The 19628-nt window shown below is 46.9% G+C and carries 17 protein-coding genes; 9 read left to right on the top strand and 8 right to left on the bottom strand.

Annotated features, from left to right (window positions below; all coding sequences use genetic code 11):
* Nucleotides 1-18: 18 nt before the first annotated feature.
* Nucleotides 19-2499, bottom strand: a complete 2481-nt coding sequence (locus L1285_RS23885) for an alpha/beta hydrolase family protein (protein WP_235412990.1) — start codon at nucleotides 2497-2499, stop codon at nucleotides 19-21.
* A 306-nt stretch (nucleotides 2500-2805) separates the two neighbouring features.
* On the opposite strand from L1285_RS23885, the gene L1285_RS14875 reads away from it, so the two are divergent.
* From L1285_RS14875 to L1285_RS14860, 4 genes are all read left to right on the top strand, one after another.
* A complete protein-coding gene (locus L1285_RS14875) occupies nucleotides 2806-3819 on the top strand; it encodes a LacI family DNA-binding transcriptional regulator (protein ID WP_235412989.1) in 1014 nt (337 codons plus the stop codon).
* Nucleotides 3820-5055: a glycosyltransferase gene (locus L1285_RS14870; protein ID WP_235412988.1), complete on the top strand. Its 1236-nt coding sequence runs from the start codon at nucleotides 3820-3822 to the stop codon at nucleotides 5053-5055. It begins immediately after the preceding gene.
* Between the two features lie 134 nt (nucleotides 5056-5189).
* Nucleotides 5190-6416 (top strand): threonine/serine ThrE exporter family protein, encoded by a 1227-nt coding sequence (locus L1285_RS14865; RefSeq protein WP_235412987.1) that lies wholly within the window; start codon nucleotides 5190-5192, stop codon nucleotides 6414-6416.
* 174 nt (nucleotides 6417-6590) lie between these two features.
* Complete coding sequence (locus L1285_RS14860; RefSeq protein ID WP_235412986.1) at nucleotides 6591-7223, top strand: hypothetical protein; 633 nt, start codon at nucleotides 6591-6593, stop codon at nucleotides 7221-7223.
* Nucleotides 7224-7228: 5 nt separating this feature from the next.
* On the opposite strand, the gene L1285_RS14855 is transcribed toward L1285_RS14860, so the two are convergent.
* The gene (locus L1285_RS14855; protein WP_235412985.1) at nucleotides 7229-7705 is read right to left on the bottom strand and encodes a methyltransferase family protein; all 477 of its coding nucleotides are present in this window, start codon (nucleotides 7703-7705) and stop codon (nucleotides 7229-7231) included.
* Between the two features lie 177 nt (nucleotides 7706-7882).
* On the opposite strand from L1285_RS14855, the gene L1285_RS14850 reads away from it, so the two are divergent.
* Together L1285_RS14850 and L1285_RS14845 are read left to right on the top strand one after the other, a co-directional pair.
* The gene (locus tag L1285_RS14850) at nucleotides 7883-9946 is read left to right on the top strand and encodes a S9 family peptidase (RefSeq protein ID WP_235412984.1); all 2064 of its coding nucleotides are present in this window, start codon (nucleotides 7883-7885) and stop codon (nucleotides 9944-9946) included.
* A gap of 305 nt (nucleotides 9947-10251) precedes the next feature.
* Nucleotides 10252-11199, top strand: coding sequence for an IS30 family transposase (locus L1285_RS14845; protein ID WP_235412983.1), 948 nt, complete (start codon nucleotides 10252-10254; stop codon nucleotides 11197-11199).
* 1153 nt (nucleotides 11200-12352) lie between these two features.
* On the opposite strand, the gene L1285_RS14840 is transcribed toward L1285_RS14845, so the two are convergent.
* The 3 genes from L1285_RS14840 to L1285_RS14830 form a co-directional block, all read right to left on the bottom strand.
* On the bottom strand, nucleotides 12353-12676 hold the full coding sequence (locus L1285_RS14840; protein ID WP_235412982.1) for a hypothetical protein: 324 nt from the start codon (nucleotides 12674-12676) through the stop codon (nucleotides 12353-12355).
* Nucleotides 12677-12802: 126 nt separating this feature from the next.
* Entirely contained in the window at nucleotides 12803-13120 is a 318-nt protein-coding gene (locus L1285_RS14835; protein ID WP_235412981.1) for a hypothetical protein, read from the bottom strand.
* A gap of 104 nt (nucleotides 13121-13224) precedes the next feature.
* A complete protein-coding gene (locus L1285_RS14830; protein ID WP_235412980.1) occupies nucleotides 13225-13773 on the bottom strand; it encodes a cysteine peptidase family C39 domain-containing protein in 549 nt (182 codons plus the stop codon).
* A 218-nt stretch (nucleotides 13774-13991) separates the two neighbouring features.
* Between L1285_RS14830 and L1285_RS14825 the strand changes: the two genes are divergently transcribed.
* From L1285_RS14825 to L1285_RS14815, 3 genes are all read left to right on the top strand, one after another.
* Nucleotides 13992-14507, top strand: coding sequence for an SCO family protein (locus L1285_RS14825; protein ID WP_235412979.1), 516 nt, complete (start codon nucleotides 13992-13994; stop codon nucleotides 14505-14507).
* A gap of 11 nt (nucleotides 14508-14518) precedes the next feature.
* Nucleotides 14519-16090 carry a methyl-accepting chemotaxis protein gene (locus L1285_RS14820; protein WP_235412978.1) on the top strand — a complete coding sequence of 524 codons (1572 nt, stop codon included), beginning with the start codon at nucleotides 14519-14521 and terminating at the stop codon, nucleotides 16088-16090.
* A gap of 179 nt (nucleotides 16091-16269) precedes the next feature.
* Nucleotides 16270-16956 carry a LipL32 family surface lipoprotein gene (locus tag L1285_RS14815; protein ID WP_046004635.1) on the top strand — a complete coding sequence of 229 codons (687 nt, stop codon included), beginning with the start codon at nucleotides 16270-16272 and terminating at the stop codon, nucleotides 16954-16956.
* 99 nt (nucleotides 16957-17055) lie between these two features.
* Here the strand turns inward: L1285_RS14815 and L1285_RS14810 are convergent, their stop codons facing one another.
* From L1285_RS14810 to L1285_RS14800, 3 genes are all read right to left on the bottom strand, one after another.
* Nucleotides 17056-17313: a hypothetical protein gene (locus L1285_RS14810; RefSeq protein WP_235412977.1), complete on the bottom strand. Its 258-nt coding sequence runs from the start codon at nucleotides 17311-17313 to the stop codon at nucleotides 17056-17058.
* Complete coding sequence (locus tag L1285_RS14805) at nucleotides 17310-18287, bottom strand: sterol desaturase family protein (protein WP_235412976.1); 978 nt, start codon at nucleotides 18285-18287, stop codon at nucleotides 17310-17312. Before L1285_RS14805 ends, L1285_RS14810 begins: the two co-directional genes overlap by 4 nt.
* Nucleotides 18288-18402: 115 nt before the next feature.
* The gene (locus L1285_RS14800; protein WP_235412975.1) at nucleotides 18403-19611 is read right to left on the bottom strand and encodes a Bcr/CflA family efflux MFS transporter; all 1209 of its coding nucleotides are present in this window, start codon (nucleotides 19609-19611) and stop codon (nucleotides 18403-18405) included.
* Nucleotides 19612-19628 lie beyond the last annotated feature (17 nt).

The raw sequence follows: 19628 nt of genomic DNA, 5'->3' as shown, positions 1-19628 counted from the left end.
TCGTAGAATAAATTCCTTTTACATTGGCCAGGGCGTGGCAGGCTCTGGCACTAATTCAAACCGCAGCGCTTCTGGCACCTGGTTAATCTCTTCGATCAGTGGCAATGGATCAAAGTGGCGTTGCAACCAGCTCTGCTGCTCCCACAACATATGCAGTACATCCTGGCGACTGGTGTACTGGTGCTCACTTTCGGGCAGTAGCACCAGGCGTGCCCGTTTACCCAAGTCATTTAATGCACTGAACAGACGCTCACTTTGCACGGCAAAAGTGCCCGGCTGACGATCCTGATAACCATGGATCAATAACACTGAGGCAGACATATTCGCAGCATTTGCCAGCGGTGAGCTCGTCAGATAAGCTTGCGGGTCTTGCCATAAAGTCCCAATACGCTGCTCAAACATAAACGGCGCCAGCGTAAAGTTATAGGTGCCACTGCGCGCAATACCGGTCACAAACAAGTCCGTATTCGCTAACAAGTCAACCACCACAGTGGCGCCCGCGCCGTGACCGCCAATGGCCACTTTACTGACATCCGCAATGCCCTGTTGTGCAAGTACTGTCACAGCGCCTTTGGCGATTGACTGCCATTGTGTTCTGAGCTGTGCAGGGGTGCCCTGCTCACCGGGTAAGGTAAAGCCATCTACTTCAAATACGGCATAGCCCTGTGCCAGATGTGGCAGGGGGCCAAGACTCCCCAGCGGCACAAAGTAATGAGGAGAACGAAATGCCTGCGTGCTCTGTTCGGGTGATTTTACCCACATCAACACAGGTATACGGCCTAAGCTGGGGTCATAATTGACCGGCAGATACAGCGTACCTGACCTTTGTGTGCCATCACCGCTATCGAAGCTCAGCACTTCGCGAGACAACCCCCGCAAAGCCGGATAGGGATGCCTGAAATGTGTGATCTGCTCGACGGAACTGAAGGTCCTGTCATGCACAAAGTAATTCGGCTGCTCCTGTTTAGACTGTCTGAGCGTAATGAAGCGCATGCCCTCATCGTCCAGCAGTGCAACGAACTGTTCAAAATACGGGGCCTGAGATTGCCATAGTCGGGTGCGGGTGTTGGTTCTGGCGTCAAACCGGTCCAGAAACGGCCGATCCTCGCCTTGCGCTTGTTCAGTACCGCGAATAAACAGATAGCGGCTGCCCACTACTTTTACAACCTGTGCACCGAGATCATTGCGAGTTGTCAGCCACTGCTCTGAGTTTGCATCCGACACTTTATATCGGGTTACTTCCAGCGGATTGCGTTGCGGCGCCAGTGGATTGATCACCGAGGTACGCCAGAAGCGCTCGTTCTCTGCCGTGGTCAGCAAAGCGATGTTTGAGTCGCCCCATTGCATCGCAACAAACGGTTCCTGCAAGGCCATAAATAAGCGGGGCTCTCGTTTAAAGGGCGATGCGATATGGTACAAACCATAGTCGCGCTCACTATCACCTGCTTGTACCCAAACCACAGTAGCCCCTTTGTCTGCTCGCCACTGAAAGTGACTGCGCATTGGTGCAGCGCTGGGCTGTGAGATGGCAGCCAGTACGTTTTGTTCTTCCGTTTGAGGCGCAGGCAATTCTGGCTGCACCACCGGCCGGTATAACTCATACAAGGCAAATCCTGTCATGCCCCAGACCTGCCAGACACTGGGGTGCTCTGCCAAATTTCTCTGAGCCGTTTGTGACTGCTGCGGCGCTTCGAGCATGGCCATTGCGACCAACAGGTTAGTGGCGTCCGGTGAGGGCGAAAAATGATGGAAATAAGCCGGTCCGCCAATGGCAGTAGGTCGCCCCTGCAACGGCACTTTGATCAACTGCCCCTGCGCATAATGAGCAAAGGCTTGCGTCGAGAGTGATTCAGCGGGTTGATTCACCAGGCTCAGTGCGCCATGAGATTGCGCCACCACCGGCCCAATCAAACGCGACTGTTGCGCGGCTTGTGGCTGCTCTCCGGTATGATTGACAGCACTGTTGATCACCAGCGCAGAGCTGTCGGGCAACCAATGGTAAGGCACTTCACTGGTGACGCCGTTAAGCGGAAAACGCGACACTGCGCGCAGCTCGCGCTGCTTGATGTCGTACACCCATAAGCGGCCATCCTGCTCGTTAAGCAGAATAAATGCCAAATAGCGGCCATCGGCACTCCAGCGCGGGGCATATACTTTGCCCGGGGGTAGGTCGTTCACTGCAACCTCAGCGCCAGTTTCCACGTGTTTAAAACTCAGACCCGAATAGGTTGTCAGGCCCAGGCGCATAAAGGTGGTAGGATTAAAGTGTAAATCGCCGTAACGCACACCCGACTCGCTCGCCTGCTCTGTCTTTTCTTGCTTGGTCAGCAAAGCCATCCAGACATGCTGCTCATTGAGCAACACTTCGGGCATAGGCGCGACACCAACCAGTTGCGCAATTTCTTCTCTGGGCACCTGATAGCCATCTGATGCCAACGCAGCCTGTACCCACATACAACAAGCTAAAAAAAACAGCAAAGCCGGGCTCTTATTCACCACTTTTCTACCCTTGAATTCGTATCTTAACCTCTCATGATATAACGAAATCCCTTAAATGTGCACTAGTTTAATAGCAATCTACATAATTTTAGTCGCCAGCCCTGAGGTGAGAAAATTTCCCAGATAACTAGCCAGAACATTTGATATTTAGTTGTTATGAATAAAAGTTTTCTAGCACTTAGAGAAGCAAAGTTGCGCCCTCAAACCAGTTATGTATTGGTGTTGATTGGGATTAAGGTGCAACCGGGCGCAAAGTTACGGTAAACTAAACGTTCGTCAACCGTTTGATCAGCTATTCAGGCCATTATGAACAACAATAAAAAGCCAGACAAAGTGACCATATTCGATGTCGCCAGAGAAGCGCAGGTGTCAAAATCCACCGTCTCTTTGGTGCTCACCCATTCTGACAAAGTCAGTGATAAAAGCCGGGAAAAGGTGCTCGCCGCCATCGACAAACTGGGGTATGTCTATAACCGCGATGCCGCAGCACTGCGCAGCAAACGCTCCAATCTGGTCGCTTTGGTGATCAATGACCTGACTAACCCATATTCCGCCCAACTGGCGGTGGGCCTTGAGAAACATATTTATGCGTTAGGCCTGGTGCCTATGCTGGTTAATACCAGTGAAGACCTGACGCGTCAGATGCAGGTCGTCAATACATTAAAAGAGTACAATGTTAGCGCCTTTGTGATGGTGCCCGCACCAGGCACCACCATGGAATGGGTCAACCAGCTGATTGACTCGGGCTTTCCGGTGATCAACATCATGCGCGAAATTCCCTACAGCAATGCACCCTGTATTCTGCCCGATAACCAAAAAGGCACCCACCTGGCCACGCTGCATTTGCTCGACCAGGGGTTAGAGCGACTGGCATTTTTGGGAGGGACACCCGATATCTCGGATTACCACGAGCGCCTGGGCGGCTTTCGCAGTGCGCTGGCGCTGCGCAAGATGACTCAGCCTATGCCGGAAATTGCGGCGCAAACTAATCGCCAGGGTGGCCGCGAGGCATTTAGTACCTTGTATGCCCAGGCACCAGATACTCAGGCCGTGGTCTGCTTTAGTGATGTCATCGCCTATGGGGTGATGGAAGCGATGCGCGAACATGCTCTGGTACCGGGCAAAGACATCAAAGTGGTCGGATTCGATGACCTGGCCGACTCCAGATTAATGAAACCCGCCTTGTCTTCTGTGCGCATCGACGCCGATGACATAGGCAAACGCACCTGTCAGGCACTGGCAGAAATTATGAATAAATCGCAACCTGCGGTACGCACCCTGGTGGATGTATCGCTGCAACTCAGAGAATCTTCCGTTTAAATGACACAAGTTTTAGTAATAGGTTATGTCTGGCCGGAGCCGAATTCCTCGGCCGCCGGCAGTCATATGATGTCCTTACTGCGCTTTTTCCGCGCTCAGAACTGGCAGGTTGAATTTGCCAGCCCGGCCCAGCAAACCGAACACATGGCTGATTTAAGCCAGGAGCAGATCACCTGCACACCGATCACGCTTAATTGCAGCAGCTTTGACGACTATATCGCCCGACTCAAGCCAGATATCGTGATGTTTGACCGCTTTATGATGGAAGAGCAGTTTGGCTGGCGGGTGGATAAGTTTGCGCCCGACGCGCTCAAGATCCTCGATACAGAAGATTTGCAATGCCTGCGTAATGCACGCCATGACGCGCACAGAGCGCAGCAAGCTTTTACACTGGATAACATACTGGACAGTGACTTAGCCAAACGCGAAATCGCCGCAATTCTGCGCTGCGACCTGTCGCTGATTATTTCCGATTATGAACATCAGTTACTGACGTCTCAGTTTGGCGTGTGCGAAGATTTGCTACACCACTTGCCATTTATGGTGGACCTGGACGCAATCAATGACGAGCTACCAGATTATCAAGCCCGTCAGCACTTTATGACCATAGGTAACTTTCGCCACGCCCCTAACTGGGATGCGGTACTCTATTTGCAACAGATCTGGCCAATGATCCGCAAGCAACTACCCGACGCACAACTGCATATTTATGGCTCTTACCCGCCACCCAAAGCGACCGCGCTGCATAACCCTAAAACGGGCTTTTTAATCAAAGGCTGGGCAAAAGATGCACTGAGCGTGATGGCACAAAGTAGAGTATGTCTGGCGCCGCTACGCTTTGGTGCCGGGATTAAAGGCAAGCTACTCGAAGCCATGATCACGCAAACCCCGTGTGTAACCACGCAGATAGGTGCCGAGGGCATGCACGGCGATTTACCCTGGCATGGCGCGATAAGCGACTGCCCACACACTTTTGCGGCACAAGCCGTAGCTTTATATCAGGATCAAGCGCGCTATCAGCAGGCCCAGCAAAACGGGCAGGCGTTGCTCCAGGCTCGTTATGACAAGCGCGCCCTGGAGGTTCAACTAAAACAAAAGATTAGCGATACACTAAACAATTTAACTGCTCACAGGCGCGCCAATTTCACCGGCAGCATGTTACGACATCACACACTTCGCAGTACCCAATATATGTCACAATGGATTGAAGCAAAAAATGCAAATAAAATGCGTTGAATTTGCGTGAAAAGTGGTTAGAATTCGCGGCAATTTAGGTTATTGCCTAAACTGAGTGTGGAAGCGAAACAAGCTGTTAGCTTCCATACTGCAAAGTTGCTGTCGATTTTTACTTATAATTAGGTTACACGCCGTTGAATTCAGCCACCTTTACACAAAAACGCAAGTTTATTGTTAAATTAGGCAAAATGCTTCATCAATACGGAACCCCGGCTTATCGCCTGGAAGCCCACCTGATGGAAGTTGCCACCCACCTGGGCCTTAAGTCGTCCTTTGTTATGTCTCCGACGTCGGTCACTTTTGTGATCTGGACAGAAGGCCATGAGGATGAATACACCCATGTTGCCCGCGTAGAGCCCGGCGATCATAATCTGGGCTGCCTTGCCGATACTGATGATGTGGTAAATCGCATGCTGGCAGGCGAACTCAGCATAGAGCAGGCTGATCAAAATCTGGATGCCATCACCCAGGCCAAAGACCCTTATGGCCGTTTGCTAACGGGCATCGCGTTTGCGGTATCGGGCGGCGCGTTTGCCATGTTAATGGGAACCAGCTGGAATGATGTGCTGTGGTCTGCGGTGTTATCTATCCTGGTCTTTATCTTTGTGCTGTGGTCAACGCGCTCGAAGCGGGTCACCCATATGCTGGAGCCGGTGGTGGCCATCGTTTCTGCGCTGGCAGCCTGTGCGATTTCGTCGTATTTAGATCCTATGGTCAATATCCGCCTGGTGGTGTTGTCGGCCATCATTGTTTTTATACCCGGACTGGCATTGGCACTGGGATTTGCAGAGCTCTCTGCACGCCATCTGGTGTCGGGCACGGCACGGGTGATGGATGCCATTATGTTGCTGTTTAAGCTGTATTTTGGCGCTTTTTTGGGGATCAGTATTGGCTTTTTCCTGTTTGGACAGAGCGATTATATACAACCCGATCCGCTCCCCAAGTGGACAGCCTGGATGGCAATTTTGTTGCTCTGTAGCAGCCTGATTGTGATTTTCCGCACTAAACTAAAACACGCCAGCTGGTCAATTGCATCGGGCTTTATTGCCTACGCCGCCAGTATCGGCTCTGCGGTCTATCTGGATTATTCGCTGGGCACCTTTGTCGGGGCATTTGCCGTCGGCGTGTTTAGTAACGTGTTTAACAGGACCGTTAACGCGCCTGCTTCGATTGTCGCCATGCAGGGCTTGATTGTGCTGGTGCCCGGGTCAAAAACCTATATTGGTCTGAATTCACTGATAGAAGGCCAGAGTTTTGTTGCTGCCGATCACATTGGCCAGCAAACCTTTTTGATCTTTATGTCGTTAATTGCCGGTCTTATCTTTGCCAATGTGGCACTGCCACCGAAGAAAAGTCTGTAATATAAAAAAGGTAACCTACGCTTGCTGCGGGGTTGCCTGCTATGCTTTTCGTCCTTGAGATTTAAACGTACCGTTAACTCCCTTGCCCACTAAAAATTCCAATTCACTTCCCTTTGCATTAAATCTAATTTGAGTCACAATGGAAAACCTTGTTCAGGTGTAAAGGAGCGCGCCATGACCGACAATACAGAGCAAAAACTCGCCGTTTACCGCCTGGCACTGGAGTACATTAAAGTATTTCTCTGGCCGGTAATTCTTATTCTTGCCTTTGCCATATATGGCGATAAGCTATTTAAAATCATAGAGCAAAGAGAGGTTGATGCGTTTGGTCTGAAGCTGGGTAAACAGATTGAAGATATTAGCCACAACTATGAGGCGCAAATAGCCCAGCTCAAAGAAGATATCGAGGCCAGTCAGGCGCCAGAACAACTGCTGAAGAAAGTAGACGGCATCAAAGCAAATCTCGATAAGCAGTTATCCGTGGTAAAACAACACGCACTTCAGACTGAGCAAGTGTTAATACCTGACAGAAAAGCGCTGGTCGATCAGTATGAACGAGCAGGCTTTGAAGCCCTCCTTGCTCGCGATGTCTCGCAGGCTATTTCACAATTTACTGCCGCAGAGGCATTGTGGCCGGATTACCATAACGTCTCCGAAATAAAGCATCTGCTCATTAAGCAGCAAAGTGTGTTAACCAATCAGCAAAGCAAAGCCTGGCAAGATCTGTTCAAAACCATTTTAGTTAAGCACTCGTGGGGAATGCCAGATGATATCAGAGCGCAATTCAATCGGGTTTCAACACATTAGGCTGGTCAGAGCCAGCGACGAGTTGTACTCAGAAAGTCCCGATAGGCCTGTCCGTAGGTTTTGAGTAAAAAGCGCTCTTCCGGTTTGATCTGAAAGCGAGTCATATAAGCGATAAAACTCAGTACAGCGAGCGAACCTGCCGGTGATCCCAGATACCAGTTTTGTGCAATCAATAAGCACAGAAATCCGACATACATAGGGTTGCGTGTAAAGTGATAGACGCCGCCGGTCACCAACGTTGATGCTTTATCAACATGCACCGGATCAACACTGGTATTATGGCGGCGAAACGCCCAAACTCCCGCCAGGGCAACGACAATACCAATCGCGCTCAGCACCAGTGCACCGCCAATTTTGAACGACTCAGCAACAATGACGTACCCGATTACCTGAACCAGGCCCCAGCTCAAGAGCATATGCAGTAACAAAACAACCAGCGGTGGTATTTTGGTATCCAAAGGGTGTGGCTGTGATTCTGACATAGTGACTCCTGAGCATTAAAATATGTCATTTAATTGATATGCCGCAATTATTTATCCCATAAAGCTGACGGTTAATCGCAAACACTGGTTTTCAGCCTATGCTAACGTAAAATGTTGCTCACTAGCACTACACCTTGCGGTCTAGTTTTTAAAAAAAGTGTAATCCAGAGAACATTTATGAAACTAATAAAAACCTCGCTCGCGCTTGCCATTGGCCTTGCCAGTGCCAGCACCTTTGCCGCATCGGCAAAAGACACAATCACCGTTGAAGATATTCCGACTATTCAACGCGTTATTCAAACAGCAGTGAGCCCGGATGGCGAATCGGTTGCATTTCGTCGCTCCGTGCCCCGTGAGCTGTATGTAGACAGCAACGGTAAAAACTACAGCGAACTGTATGTAGTTGATGACGAAGGCAATGAAGTGCCTTTCATCACAGGTAAAATCAACGTAGGTAAGATTGAATGGTCAGCAGATGGCAAGTTCATTTACTTCACGGCCAAGAAAAAAGAAGACAAATTCACGTCACTTTACCGCATCGCAGTCGATGGTGGTGAAGCGCAAAAAGTACTGTCGCTGAAAGGCACCTCTATCAGCAAGTATCGCCTGAGCCCCAGCGGTAAGCAAGTGGCTATCCTGGCTATGCCAGCCAAAGAAGCAAGCGAAAAAGAGCTTAAAAAACTTGGCTTTATGGCAGAAGTATATGAGCTGGGCCTGAAAAACAAGCAGCTACATTTGGTCGACCTGGCACAAACCAACAAACCGCTGACGCCTGCCGTGGTGCCAGTTGAAGGTTATGTGAGCGACATCAACTGGTCTGACGATGCCAGCAAGTTATTGGTAAAAACGCAGCCAACAGCGCTGATTGATGATCAGTATATGAAGTCTCAGTGGCATGTGATGGATGTGGCAACGCAGAAAATCACCACCTCGTTTAAAACCGAAGGTAAGCTGGGTGAGGCGGAATTCTCACACGATGGTAAATACATTGCCATTTTAGGCGCCGAAGACAAACACGACCCGGCTAAGGGCCGTTTATATCTGGCCAATGCCAAAACCGGTAAAGTAGAAGAGTGGATCCCGAACTTTATGGGTCACTTCAAAGACTTTGAGTGGTCAAACCGTAAAAACGTACTGAACTTTATTGCTGATGTGGGCGTTGAGACTTTCATTGGTCAGGTTAAAGTAGGCTCAAGCAAATACAAAAAGCTGGTTAAAGAAGGCAAGCTTATTGCGCACAGCCTGTCAGTTTCTGATTCTGACAAAACCATTGGCGTACGAGCAGAGAGCCCGAAACACCCAAGCGAAGTGTTTATGGTGCGCTCTAAAAAGCCAACCCGCTTAACCGATTCAAACCCCTGGTTGAACGACAAGCGCTTGGCGAAACAAGAAGCGATAAGCTTCAAAGCCCGTGACGGCGTTGAGATTGGTGGTGTACTTATCTACCCACTGGATTATCAGGAAGGCAAACGTTACCCTCTGATCATGGCGGTACACGGTGGTCCTGAAAGCCATGACAGAAACGGCTGGCTGACCAGCTACTCAGATCCGGGTCAAATGGGTGCAGCACGTGGCTACGCAGTCTTCTACCCGAACTACCGTGGTTCAACGGGCAAAGGTGTGGACTACTCTAAACTGGGCCAGGGCGATTATGCCGGCAAAGAGTTTGACGATCTGGTCGACATGAAAGAGTACCTGGTAAACATGGGTCTGGTTGACACCAAGCGCGTTGGTATCACAGGTGGCTCTTACGGTGGTTACGCTTCAGCCTGGGGCGCAACTAAACTGACCGAGCACTTTGCAGCCAGTGTGATGTTTGTAGGTGTAACCAACCAGCTGTCTAAGTTTGGTACGACCGATATTTCAAACGAAATGTTCCTGGTACATGCCCGCTCTTACCCATGGCAGAAATGGCAGTGGTATCTTGAGCGCAGCCCAATTTACTGGGCTGGCCAGTCGAAAACCCCACTGTTGATCATGCATGGTAAAGACGATCCGCGCGTTCACCCGGCTCAGTCTATGGAACTGTACCGCTATATGAAGGTACAAGACAAAGACGTACGTCTGGTTTACTACCCGGGCGAAGGCCATGGTAACCGCAAAGTTGCTGCGCAGTACGACTACAGCCTGCGCTTAATGCGCTGGATGGACAACTACCTGATCCACGGCAACAAAGACATGCCGGCATATGAGATTGACCACGCAGCTAAATTAAAAGCGGTGAAAGAGCAGAATAAGTAAACTGCTGTTTTTATAGTTTAAAAAGACAAAAGGCTTGCCAGATTGGCAAGCCTTTTTCTATGAAAACGACACAACGCTAACTACTGTGCGATAGAGTGTGCAACTCCACCCAACCTAGTACAGCTCATTAGTAGAGTTGTGCAGCCTCAAGGTAGCCAACTGGAGTCATGTCTGGCAGCGCACCGGCATTACAGGTTATCCCTGATTTCAGATAATAAGTGCGACATTCATGGGAACGCGTAGAAGAGGAAGCCAACTACTGAAAGTGGTACGCTCTTCTCGCCAAAGAAACAAGCAGTACCACCATGAAATATCAGCAGTTGACCGAGGGCAGAAGATACCAGATTTCCACGTTATTGGAAGTGGGTTGTTTTGCCTCTGAAATCGCCAAAAAAGTAAAATGTCATCGCTCCACCGTTTATCGAGAGTTAAGAAGGCACAAAATCAACGAGTCATATTGCCCTGATTCGGCGCACCTAATGGCTATAGGAAAACGCAAAACGGCACGGAAATACCGTATCCCTCAAAAACGAATCGACTTCATCCGAATACTACTGCAATCAGATTGGAGTCCGGAACAAATTTCAGCTGTATTGACGAGCGTTAAACAGCCTGTCAGTCACGAGTGGATCTATCGCTATGTTGCTGTTGATAAATGCAATGGCGGAAAACTCTATCGTCATCTACGCCAAGGTCATAAGCGATATAGACGAGGTAGAAATGCCAAAGGCCCTGCGATTTTAAATGCAATGTCAATTGATGGGCGACCCGAAGTTGTGGAAGAGCGAACACGCCTCGAGGATTGGGAGATTGATACAGTATTAGGGAAGCAAGGAACAGGTGCTCTGGTCACTGTTTTGGAGCGAAAGACACGCTTTTATCTTGTCAAAAAAGCTGCATCAAAATCAGCGGAAGATGTTGCACAGGCAACGATAGAGCTGCTTTCGCCTTATAAAAAGTACGTGCATACAATCACGGCAGACAATGGTGGCGAATTTGCTGCTCATGAACTTATTTCGGCTTCTTTAGAGGCTGATTTCTACTTCGCGCATCCTTACTCTTCCTGGGAGCGTGGAGCAAACGAAAATACAAATGGTTTGCTGCGTCAATATATAAAGAAAGGTACTGATTTGAGAGAAGTAAGTGATGCAGATGTTGAGTTCGCGATGTCGCGGATAAATTATCGGCCGAAAAAGTGTTTGAGTTTTAAGCAGCCAGCTGTAGTATTCAAAGAAATGATGCAGGCCGCTTAATTTAGGTAAGAGTGTCGCACTTCAGAGTTGAATTCGGGTCTGGGGCTTATTATTAAACAAAAAACTTTTCCATAATTGCATTTAAATAATGCTCAAGTTTTGCGCCTGGAATTTCTTCTCGAAGTATTTTTAAGATCGTTATACCTTCGGCATCAAGTTTGTTTACTTCATCAGTATATTTATATTGAGAAAAGTGTGCACCCTCGCACTCTTCTAGCCAACGATTAATTCTCTTTTGAAGACTTTCAGATAAATCAAGTTCATCTAACTCTATGTAACCCCTTTGACACTATCCCTGATGCCCGTTCCTGACATCATTCCATCTACAATTAAATATTTCATTATTGTTTACTCGGCCTAAAGAATCGATGGTCAATTACACCATCGGTTCTTTAGACCAATTTCATACACACCTTGTTTATAAGTTTGAATTATTACCTCGTTGGCCTTTCCAAGGTTTTCTACTTTCACAGGCCCCATCATCGCGCCCCCTTACTGTATACTTTACAGCCAACCCTTTTTGGTTATTGATGAAAAAACGTTTAAAACTCTATATTAACTATCATTACAAAAAAGCGAATCGAAAAAAGAATGAAAAATAACATAAATAGAAGGCAATATAAGCATTACACTGAGAAGCGCTTCAAAACTGACTTTTTCGTCACTATCACCAACCCAAGAATAAGAGTAAAAAAGCAACAAAACCAAAACAACCAAAAATCTGAAAAGATAAAAAACCCTAATACCCCCATCATAATAAAATCCCATTACTTTCAAAGAAAAGAAGGGAATAAAAAATGACAGAGCATAAAACCAAGGCAAAGAATAGAAGCCCAAAACCAAAAAAGAGACAAGCAAAACAAAAGAACACAAATAATAAAAATTATAAAACATCGAAATCGGGGCTTTTTTTCTCATCACCATAAAACCATAAAAAATTCAAATCGGATATAAATCAAAACCCAATATCTACACAAAAAAACCAACCCAAAAATCTAAAAATTAACAAATAAAGCCATTAACAACCACATCGCCATACCACTAGAAAAAAAACTATTAAAACCATTAAAACCAAGGAAAAATTAAAAAACCTTTGCAAAAACTCGAATAAGCTTCGCAACCAACTTCATTACTTCAAAGTTAAAATCATAAACTACCTATCTATTAAAACTCGTGTCCCATGCTGCAACTTCAAAATAAGACCACAATGGTTTTTCTCATTACACATTTCTGACTTTATCAATACTACCTGACCTTTTTTCAACCCAGATAAGAGATAAGTTTCAGCGCTTGAAATGTTCCAAACTTTCTTTTCTCCATTTATATAGCCATATACACCAGCATCAAACCTTGCGTCTTTCATTTCAAAGTAATCATAGATAACTTCTCTTTCAACGATTGGATACTCCTTATCAACTGGTATTAGGACAGGGGAAAAAATAACAATCCATAAAAGCCAATATCTGTATTTGTCCATCAAGCCAGTTAACTTTTAAAAACACCTCTCAAGTCTATTTAACATACCCGCCTTCATTATATAACCAAGTGAATACCAGGGTTAAATTCGGGCCTATATAAAACCTGACTCTTGTTAATCCTTGCATTAATACTCCTCAGACTCTCTTTTTATTAAAAAATTACTTCCATCGTACAAACTAAGAACTTCACCACAATAATTTTTTTCATTGCACATTTCAGACTTTATTTTTACAACCTGTCCTTTTTTCAATCTATTCAAATACCAGACTTCCCCCCTTGCAACTGTCCATTCAGACTTCTTCCCATTAACATATCCGTATAATATGGAATCGATTCTTGAACCAGTAAGCTCATAAGAGTCATACAAAACTTCCCTTTCAACAATAGGGTAATCTTCAACATTATAGAAAAGAAAAGGAAAGCCAAATATAAAAACCCACAAAAACCAATACCTATATTTATCTAACAGACCGACTAAAAAAACAAAAAATCGTATATTTTATTTATTAAAATCATTGTAAACCTATAATTAATAGCCTATTACAACTACCTCTCCCTCGCCCCTTCATCCAAGTGCTGGATCACGGGGGATAATAAAAACTTTATCAGTCTGCGACTGCCTGTTTTTATTTCCGCGGACACCGACATCCCCGCGCTCAGCGGTACTTCTCGGCCATCCACCAGGATAGTCTGCGACCATTTAAAACCAAACAATTCACTCGCCTTAAGTAATACACTTCTTGGTGCCAGCAATAAGTAATGACCTTCGGTCAGCGTATCTAGACTATCCCGCTCCAGTTGCACCTGTTGTGGCTTTGCAATCACAAAATAGTGGCCATCAAGGTGCCGTGCGAGAATGGGGAAAACTTTGCTATCGAGCTTTTCGATACTTGTTTGGTAGCTTTTTGACTTATAACCGATACTTTTAGCGACACGCTGTAACTGCGTATCAATCAGCTCAGGGGGCGACTCAACCTCAGGTTCAAACTCATGTAACAATTGGGAGAGATCAATTGACTTTTGAAGTAATCGAGCGATGAGAGACAGGCCCAATAGACCACTCTGAAAGGAAGAGGAGATATTATTATTTTCCACTTGTACAACTACTTCTTTTAAGGAGAATGCAGCACAGGTGAAACTGTCTGAACAAACTCCTTTTGTTACCGTATTAGGTATTTTAATCTAATTTCGCTTTCAAGAAAACATTATTTGTCCCAAAGACGTGCAAAAAGGTAAATCATTTGCTGCCTATAGATTTACTGTCTACAGTTTACTAATGGTTCATAGATCAAGGCCTTGTTGTTGATAGCGCTATGCTGAAATCATCGTTTATGGTGTTGTTGCTTTGCCTGCTGCTGGGGATTATTTTTGGGCTGCCGTTTGTACCGCTGGAAAGCAACCGCACAGTGGAAGCGCCTTTTTTAGAGCACTCGGGTAGCGATAAGGCAGTGGTGTTTTTTGGCTTTAGTCACTGCGGTGGGGTTTGTCCAACTACCCTGCTGATTTTAAAAAGTTTATTAGACAATACAACACGGCAAAGTCAGTGGCCGCAGGTGGTGTTTGTTGACATAGACGAGAATAGCTCAACACAACAAGCGCAAACACATGCCCGCTCCTATCACAGTGCTTTTTCTGGCGTTCATGCCAAAGCGGGATCGCTGGCTCAACTGAGCCGGGATTTTGGCCTGAATATTCAACAAAATGGCGAGCAGATCAGGCACCAGGGGCGCACCTATTTACTTGCCCGCTCGCAACAGCAATGGCGCATAGTTAAGGCTTATAATCCTGAGACCTTTGATTTTAAAACGCTACAAGATGAGCTTTATTAAAGAGGCACACCATGCTTAAAAACCTGCTAATTTGTTATGACGATAAACTCAGCGATTATATGAAAGCCAGGTTTGATGAGGACTTTAGACGCGCGGATAAAGTTGTGCTGATGACCCTGCTGGCGTTTTATTTCATGGTGGCGCTTTTAACCCCCTGGCAAAACGGCTATTTTATGCTCGGGATCCTGGGTGGCGGCGCAGTATTTGGCATTTGCCTGGCGGCTTACAAAACCATGCCGGGCGCATTTATGACCCGCATTATTATGGCGGTTGGGTTAACCGCGATGATGGCTATCACCATACAGCAAGCTAACGGCCTGGGCGAAGGCCACTTTATTTTCTTTCTCAATTTTACGATTCTGATCCGCTACCGGGATGTTATGCCCTTGCTGGCCCTCATTGGTGTTACCGTTGCCCACCATCTCACTATGACCTACTGTCAGAGCATTGGTGCACAATTATGGGGCACACCCATTATTATCTTCTCCTGGGGAGATCAAACCGACTGGGGATTGATCGCGCCTTTGCTGTACCATATTGTAATTGCCCTGATAGGCGCGGCCATTGCCATTTACTATATCCATGATGGAAATATTAAATTTGTCGCTTCTAATCAGGTAATTGGCCTGGTGCAAAAAGGCGCAGACGGTGACTTAACAGACCGCATAGATACCGTGGAAGAAACCAACTTGTCGCGCATTGTTAATGGCTTTTTTGACCGGTTAAACAACGCCTTACTCGATACTGCCAGCACGGCAAAAACCCTTACGCAACAAGCTGAAGACACCACACGACAAGCCCAAAGCAGTGCCCAGGCTGCACAGGAGCAGCAATCTGAAATTGTTAAAATATCATCCGCTGTCGACCAAATGACATCCGCGACCGGAGAAATCGCCAGTAACGCCGAACAAACAGCCTCGGCATTGCGTGAAGCGGTTGATAACAGTCGCACCGGCCAGACCCTAGCCAACAAGTTTGAACAAACCATAGACACACTGTCATCCCGGGTAAAAGATGCCACCCAGGTACTCGACCAGCTGGAGCAAAGCAGCCAGCAGATCAGCACCATTGTTGCGACTATCCGGGGGATCTCGGAGCAAACCAACTTGCTGGCGTTAAACGCTGCCATTGAAGCCGCCCGAGCCGGTGAGCAGGGCCGGGGTTTTGCCGTGGTCGCGGACGAAGTCAGGGTCTTGTCGCAGCGTACTCACGCCTCCACGGAAGAGATCTCAGCAATGATTAATACATTGCAGTCCACCTCTCACTCGGCGGTAGAGACGATGAATCAGTGCTATGAGCTGACCTCAGCAAGTGTGGATGACGCCAGCAATGCCTCTCGCAGCTTTAGTGAAATCGCCAACCTTATCAGTGATATAAACGCAATGGCGTCACAAATTGCCACCGCAGCTGAACAGCAATCGGCAATGACAAACGACATACGGCAAAATACGGATAATATTCAGAGTGCGTCCAGCCAGTTTTTGAATGACGCAGAAGAAAGTCTGCAATATGCTTCCAGGCTCAGTGACATGTCAGTCAAGCTAAATCGCCAGATCCAACAGTTTAAACTGACTCGTGGATGACATGGTTTGCATAAGAAATTTATTTCAATATATCAATACTTTACCTACTTTTTTGGCGCGCTATTCAGACCATCTTAAACCGCTGTTAAACCGATAAATGTGTAAAAAATTGTTTTACTTTTCACAGTACATGCCTATAATTCGAGCGAATTTAAAAATGGTGACATGGAGTCAACACAATGAAAATGAAGTTATCCGGAAAGATCCTCCCTCTGATTGCACTCACAACACTTGCTGGCTGTATGAGTACTGGCCCACACCTTAAAAGCTCTGTCTCTGAAGGTGTTGCTGGCATCGAAGCACGATTACCTTATGCTAACTACAGCAACTACTTCGGTTATGTAGATAAATCGGTTGTGCCAGAAGGTAAATACAAAGGCAAAGACACCTACTATCTGTATGTCTGGGTGCCTGCTGCGGTCGACGAAATTGGCGTTTCTATGATTTCACCTGCCGTTGCAACACCAGGTGACAAAGACTTTGTTCACGCAAACTTTAAACCAGGCATGGACAAGGATGCCAATAAGTTTTTCGACACTTATATTGTCCTGGACCGCATGAACATCATCGACAGCAACAGCATTGCTGACGGTGGCAAAGTTTTACAAAACCTGGGCCGTAATGACGACAGCAGTGAGCTACCAGCAAACCCAAGTGGTGCAAGCTACAACTCTTTGCTGCGTAAAACCACATCGATGAACAATCCAACCGAAGCCTTGGTTCGTGGCGTTTATCGTATTGGATTTACGTCGTTCCGTTCATCTGTTGAAGGGTCATTTGAGGCAACTATTGGTACCAACGTGCCGGGCGTGAAAATTGCGGCATCTTTGTCTGAATTGGATGCACTGGTAAATAATAAGCTGTAATCCAGACAATTTCACAGACCAATTAAGTTATGCCAGCCTCTATGTCGTTATCAGGGCTGGCATATTTGTTTCAACGATACGCCTGCCTTGTCTCTGTGATCAGGCCTGACACTTATCCAGACCAAACCAGCTATCGACATGACGTAAAACTACAGAGCAGCCTCCCGATTTAACCAATGAACTTCCGGCAGCCCGATTGCCATTTGCACGAGAGCGGCCCGAACTAAAGTTTTCGACGCCATAGTTTTCGACAACATTTTGTGTACTCACCAAACTGTCGGCACTGCGCGCCAGTTTGCCACTTAACATCACCCCAAATGCCGTAACAACGGCGGTACCTATCAAGATTTTTTTCATATTTTCTCCTGTCTATTTATATTCTTACCAAAGAAAAAGGCGCTAGTGCTCGGTTGCGCTCTGTTACTCTGTGACAATCCAAACACCACCTTTTCCTCGCTCTTTGGCAGGTAAATGGTGCCGAACATCCAGTCCCAGATAGCCAGATTACTGCCATAGTTTTTGTTTCGATGCGCTGGTTTGCAGCTATGATGTACCTGATGCATTGCCGGACTAACAATAAGGTAGCTAAGCCAGCGAGGAAATCGCAGAAAAATATGGGAATGCACTAAAGTACCGCCAAGCAGTAAAACGCCAAAGGCAAATAAATTGGTTCCCAGGATCAGCATTTCAGATGCTTCTTGCCCCAGCGAGTAACTGCACAATCCCGCGACCAGCATGCTGGCAAAATACGTGATCGGTAAACGTAATATCGCCTCAAGAGGATGAGCTCGAAAATTCGTAAAAGGTGTAAGGTTTGTTGCACTGTGGTGGCGGCTATGAATGCGCCACAAGTCTGGAGACTGATGCAAAACTCTGTGATACCAGTAATTGAAAAAGTCGAATACCATAAACGCAATGATGGTAGTCAAGGCCACTGTGGCTTGTGGTGTCAGGTCCAGCTCACTGGGTCCGGCAACCGACTCCAGCCATGTTGACACAAACAGACTGTCTTTTACTGCTCCCCCACTCAGATACCTGTCTATCAGTAAAGCAGCACTGGCCAGGCAAAAAGAATTGACGATCAGAGACACATAGTCAATGCGGCTGGATTGACTCCACCATATCCGTGAAGAAAGAAACGCCCCTTTCAGAGTTTTCCAGCTCAAGCGTTTATTTTGTTTACGCTTTTTATAATGTAAGCACAAAATCGCAATGAATAAATTGGTTGCGATAAAGACACTTTCATTAGACAGAATTTCAGCAACAGGATAAACGAGCAACAGCTCAATTACCTGAATAAGCTCAAAGATAAGCTCCGCAGTATATTGCATTATTATTGTTTTTTTGGCAAATATATAACCAAAAATTTACACATAAAACGCCGGGTTGTCCACACTATTTGTTTTCAGGTGAGCTGAGCACCAGGCTCAGCCTATTTTGTTTGCGCTAGTTGCGGGCGGTGTCTTTGTCTTTGCACTTTTGGCCACGAACGTACTGCACCAGGGCTGTCAGTGCTACCGCAGCAAACATCATCGCCGAGAAAGGCACCGTGTTGTTGGCATGGAGTAAGGCAAGCAACGGTCCGACCAAGGCTCCACTTCCAAACCTAAGCGTGCCAATAACCGCCGTCGCTGTCCCCGAGTTTTTCTCAAACTCCAATAAAATAAGCGCATCTGCATTTGCCGCACTGACACCCAGGCTCATCATCAAGGGCGCAATGCTCAGCACGATATAGTACAAAGATAAATCCATCAGGCTGAACACTAACAGCGCGGATGCACTCAGCAAGCCAAGCAGCAGTCCGTAATACAACATTTTGCGTGAGCCCACCTTGGGAACCAGACGGGTATTGAGAAAATTACCCAGCATCAGAGCAACCACATTAAAGGCAAACAGCACCCCAAACAGCTGCTCTGAGACGGCAAAATAATCAAGATAAATAAAAGACACGGAGGTCAGAAAACAAAAGAACGCAAATGAAACCAGCATTGAACTGGCAATATCTGGCAATGCAGCCCGATTGGTAAGCACCGTCGCGTAACTGTCAAAGAACAGATGAAGTCCGCGCTTATCACTCTTGTAGATAGGTACTTCCACCAGATAAAAGTAAGCGAGGATCATCACCACAACGGCATAACTTGCCAGGGTAAGGAAAATCCACTGCCAGCTGGCCAACCCCATAATGGCCGATCCCACACTGGGGGCAATCAGCGGAGCGACCATCATGATCATCGAGACATAGGACATACCTTTTGCGGTATTTGCTTGATAAATATGACGAATAATGCCTGGTACAACAACCGTTGCTGCCGCACCGGTAAACGCTTGCGCGCCCCTGAGTATCCATAAATGCAAAATATCACTGCTAAAAGCTAGTAACAATGAACTCAGAGCAAACCCGCCAAGCCCAAATAATGCCAGCTTGCGCCGACCTAGCTGATCAGCCAATGGACCATACAGCATCATGCCAAGCGCGTAACCGGCCAGGTAGATACTTAAAGATAGTTGCACCTGCGGCATGTCTGCCCCTAAGCTACTGGCGATCACCAGCATCGCAGGTAAATACATATCGATTGCCAGCGGCGTTATTGCCACAATACTGGCTAACAGGGGCAGTAATATACGGGTGTTAAAAGCGCGTGCAGTATCGTCCATTGAGTACCAAATACTAA

It is taken from the genome of Pseudoalteromonas sp. DL2-H2.2 (assembly GCF_021532535.1).
In the GTDB taxonomy this organism is placed as follows: Bacteria; Pseudomonadota; Gammaproteobacteria; order Enterobacterales; family Alteromonadaceae; genus Pseudoalteromonas; species Pseudoalteromonas rubra_A.
This window is presented reverse-complemented; position numbering and strand designations above follow the sequence as displayed.

Excerpts from the sequence above, each read along its gene's own strand:
- L1285_RS14875 (WP_235412989.1), top strand. The coding sequence starts at position 2,806 with ATGAACAACAATAAAAAGCCAGACAAAGTGACCATATTCGATGTCGCC.
- L1285_RS14870 (WP_235412988.1), top strand. The coding sequence starts at position 3,820 with ATGACACAAGTTTTAGTAATAGGTTATGTCTGGCCGGAGCCGAATTCC.
- L1285_RS14860 (WP_235412986.1), top strand. The coding sequence starts at position 6,591 with ATGACCGACAATACAGAGCAAAAACTCGCCGTTTACCGCCTGGCACTG.
- L1285_RS14855 (WP_235412985.1), bottom strand. The coding sequence starts at position 7,705 with ATGTCAGAATCACAGCCACACCCTTTGGATACCAAAATACCACCGCTG.
- L1285_RS14850 (WP_235412984.1), top strand. The coding sequence starts at position 7,883 with ATGAAACTAATAAAAACCTCGCTCGCGCTTGCCATTGGCCTTGCCAGT.
- L1285_RS14845 (WP_235412983.1), top strand. The coding sequence starts at position 10,252 with ATGAAATATCAGCAGTTGACCGAGGGCAGAAGATACCAGATTTCCACG.
- L1285_RS14840 (WP_235412982.1), bottom strand. The coding sequence starts at position 12,676 with ATGGACAAATACAGATATTGGCTTTTATGGATTGTTATTTTTTCCCCT.
- L1285_RS14825 (WP_235412979.1), top strand. The coding sequence starts at position 13,992 with ATGCTGAAATCATCGTTTATGGTGTTGTTGCTTTGCCTGCTGCTGGGG.
- L1285_RS14820 (WP_235412978.1), top strand. The coding sequence starts at position 14,519 with ATGCTTAAAAACCTGCTAATTTGTTATGACGATAAACTCAGCGATTAT.
- L1285_RS14815 (WP_046004635.1), top strand. The coding sequence starts at position 16,270 with ATGAAAATGAAGTTATCCGGAAAGATCCTCCCTCTGATTGCACTCACA.
- L1285_RS14810 (WP_235412977.1), bottom strand. The coding sequence starts at position 17,313 with ATGAAAAAAATCTTGATAGGTACCGCCGTTGTTACGGCATTTGGGGTG.
- L1285_RS14805 (WP_235412976.1), bottom strand. The coding sequence starts at position 18,287 with ATGCAATATACTGCGGAGCTTATCTTTGAGCTTATTCAGGTAATTGAG.
- L1285_RS14800 (WP_235412975.1), bottom strand. The coding sequence starts at position 19,611 with ATGGACGATACTGCACGCGCTTTTAACACCCGTATATTACTGCCCCTG.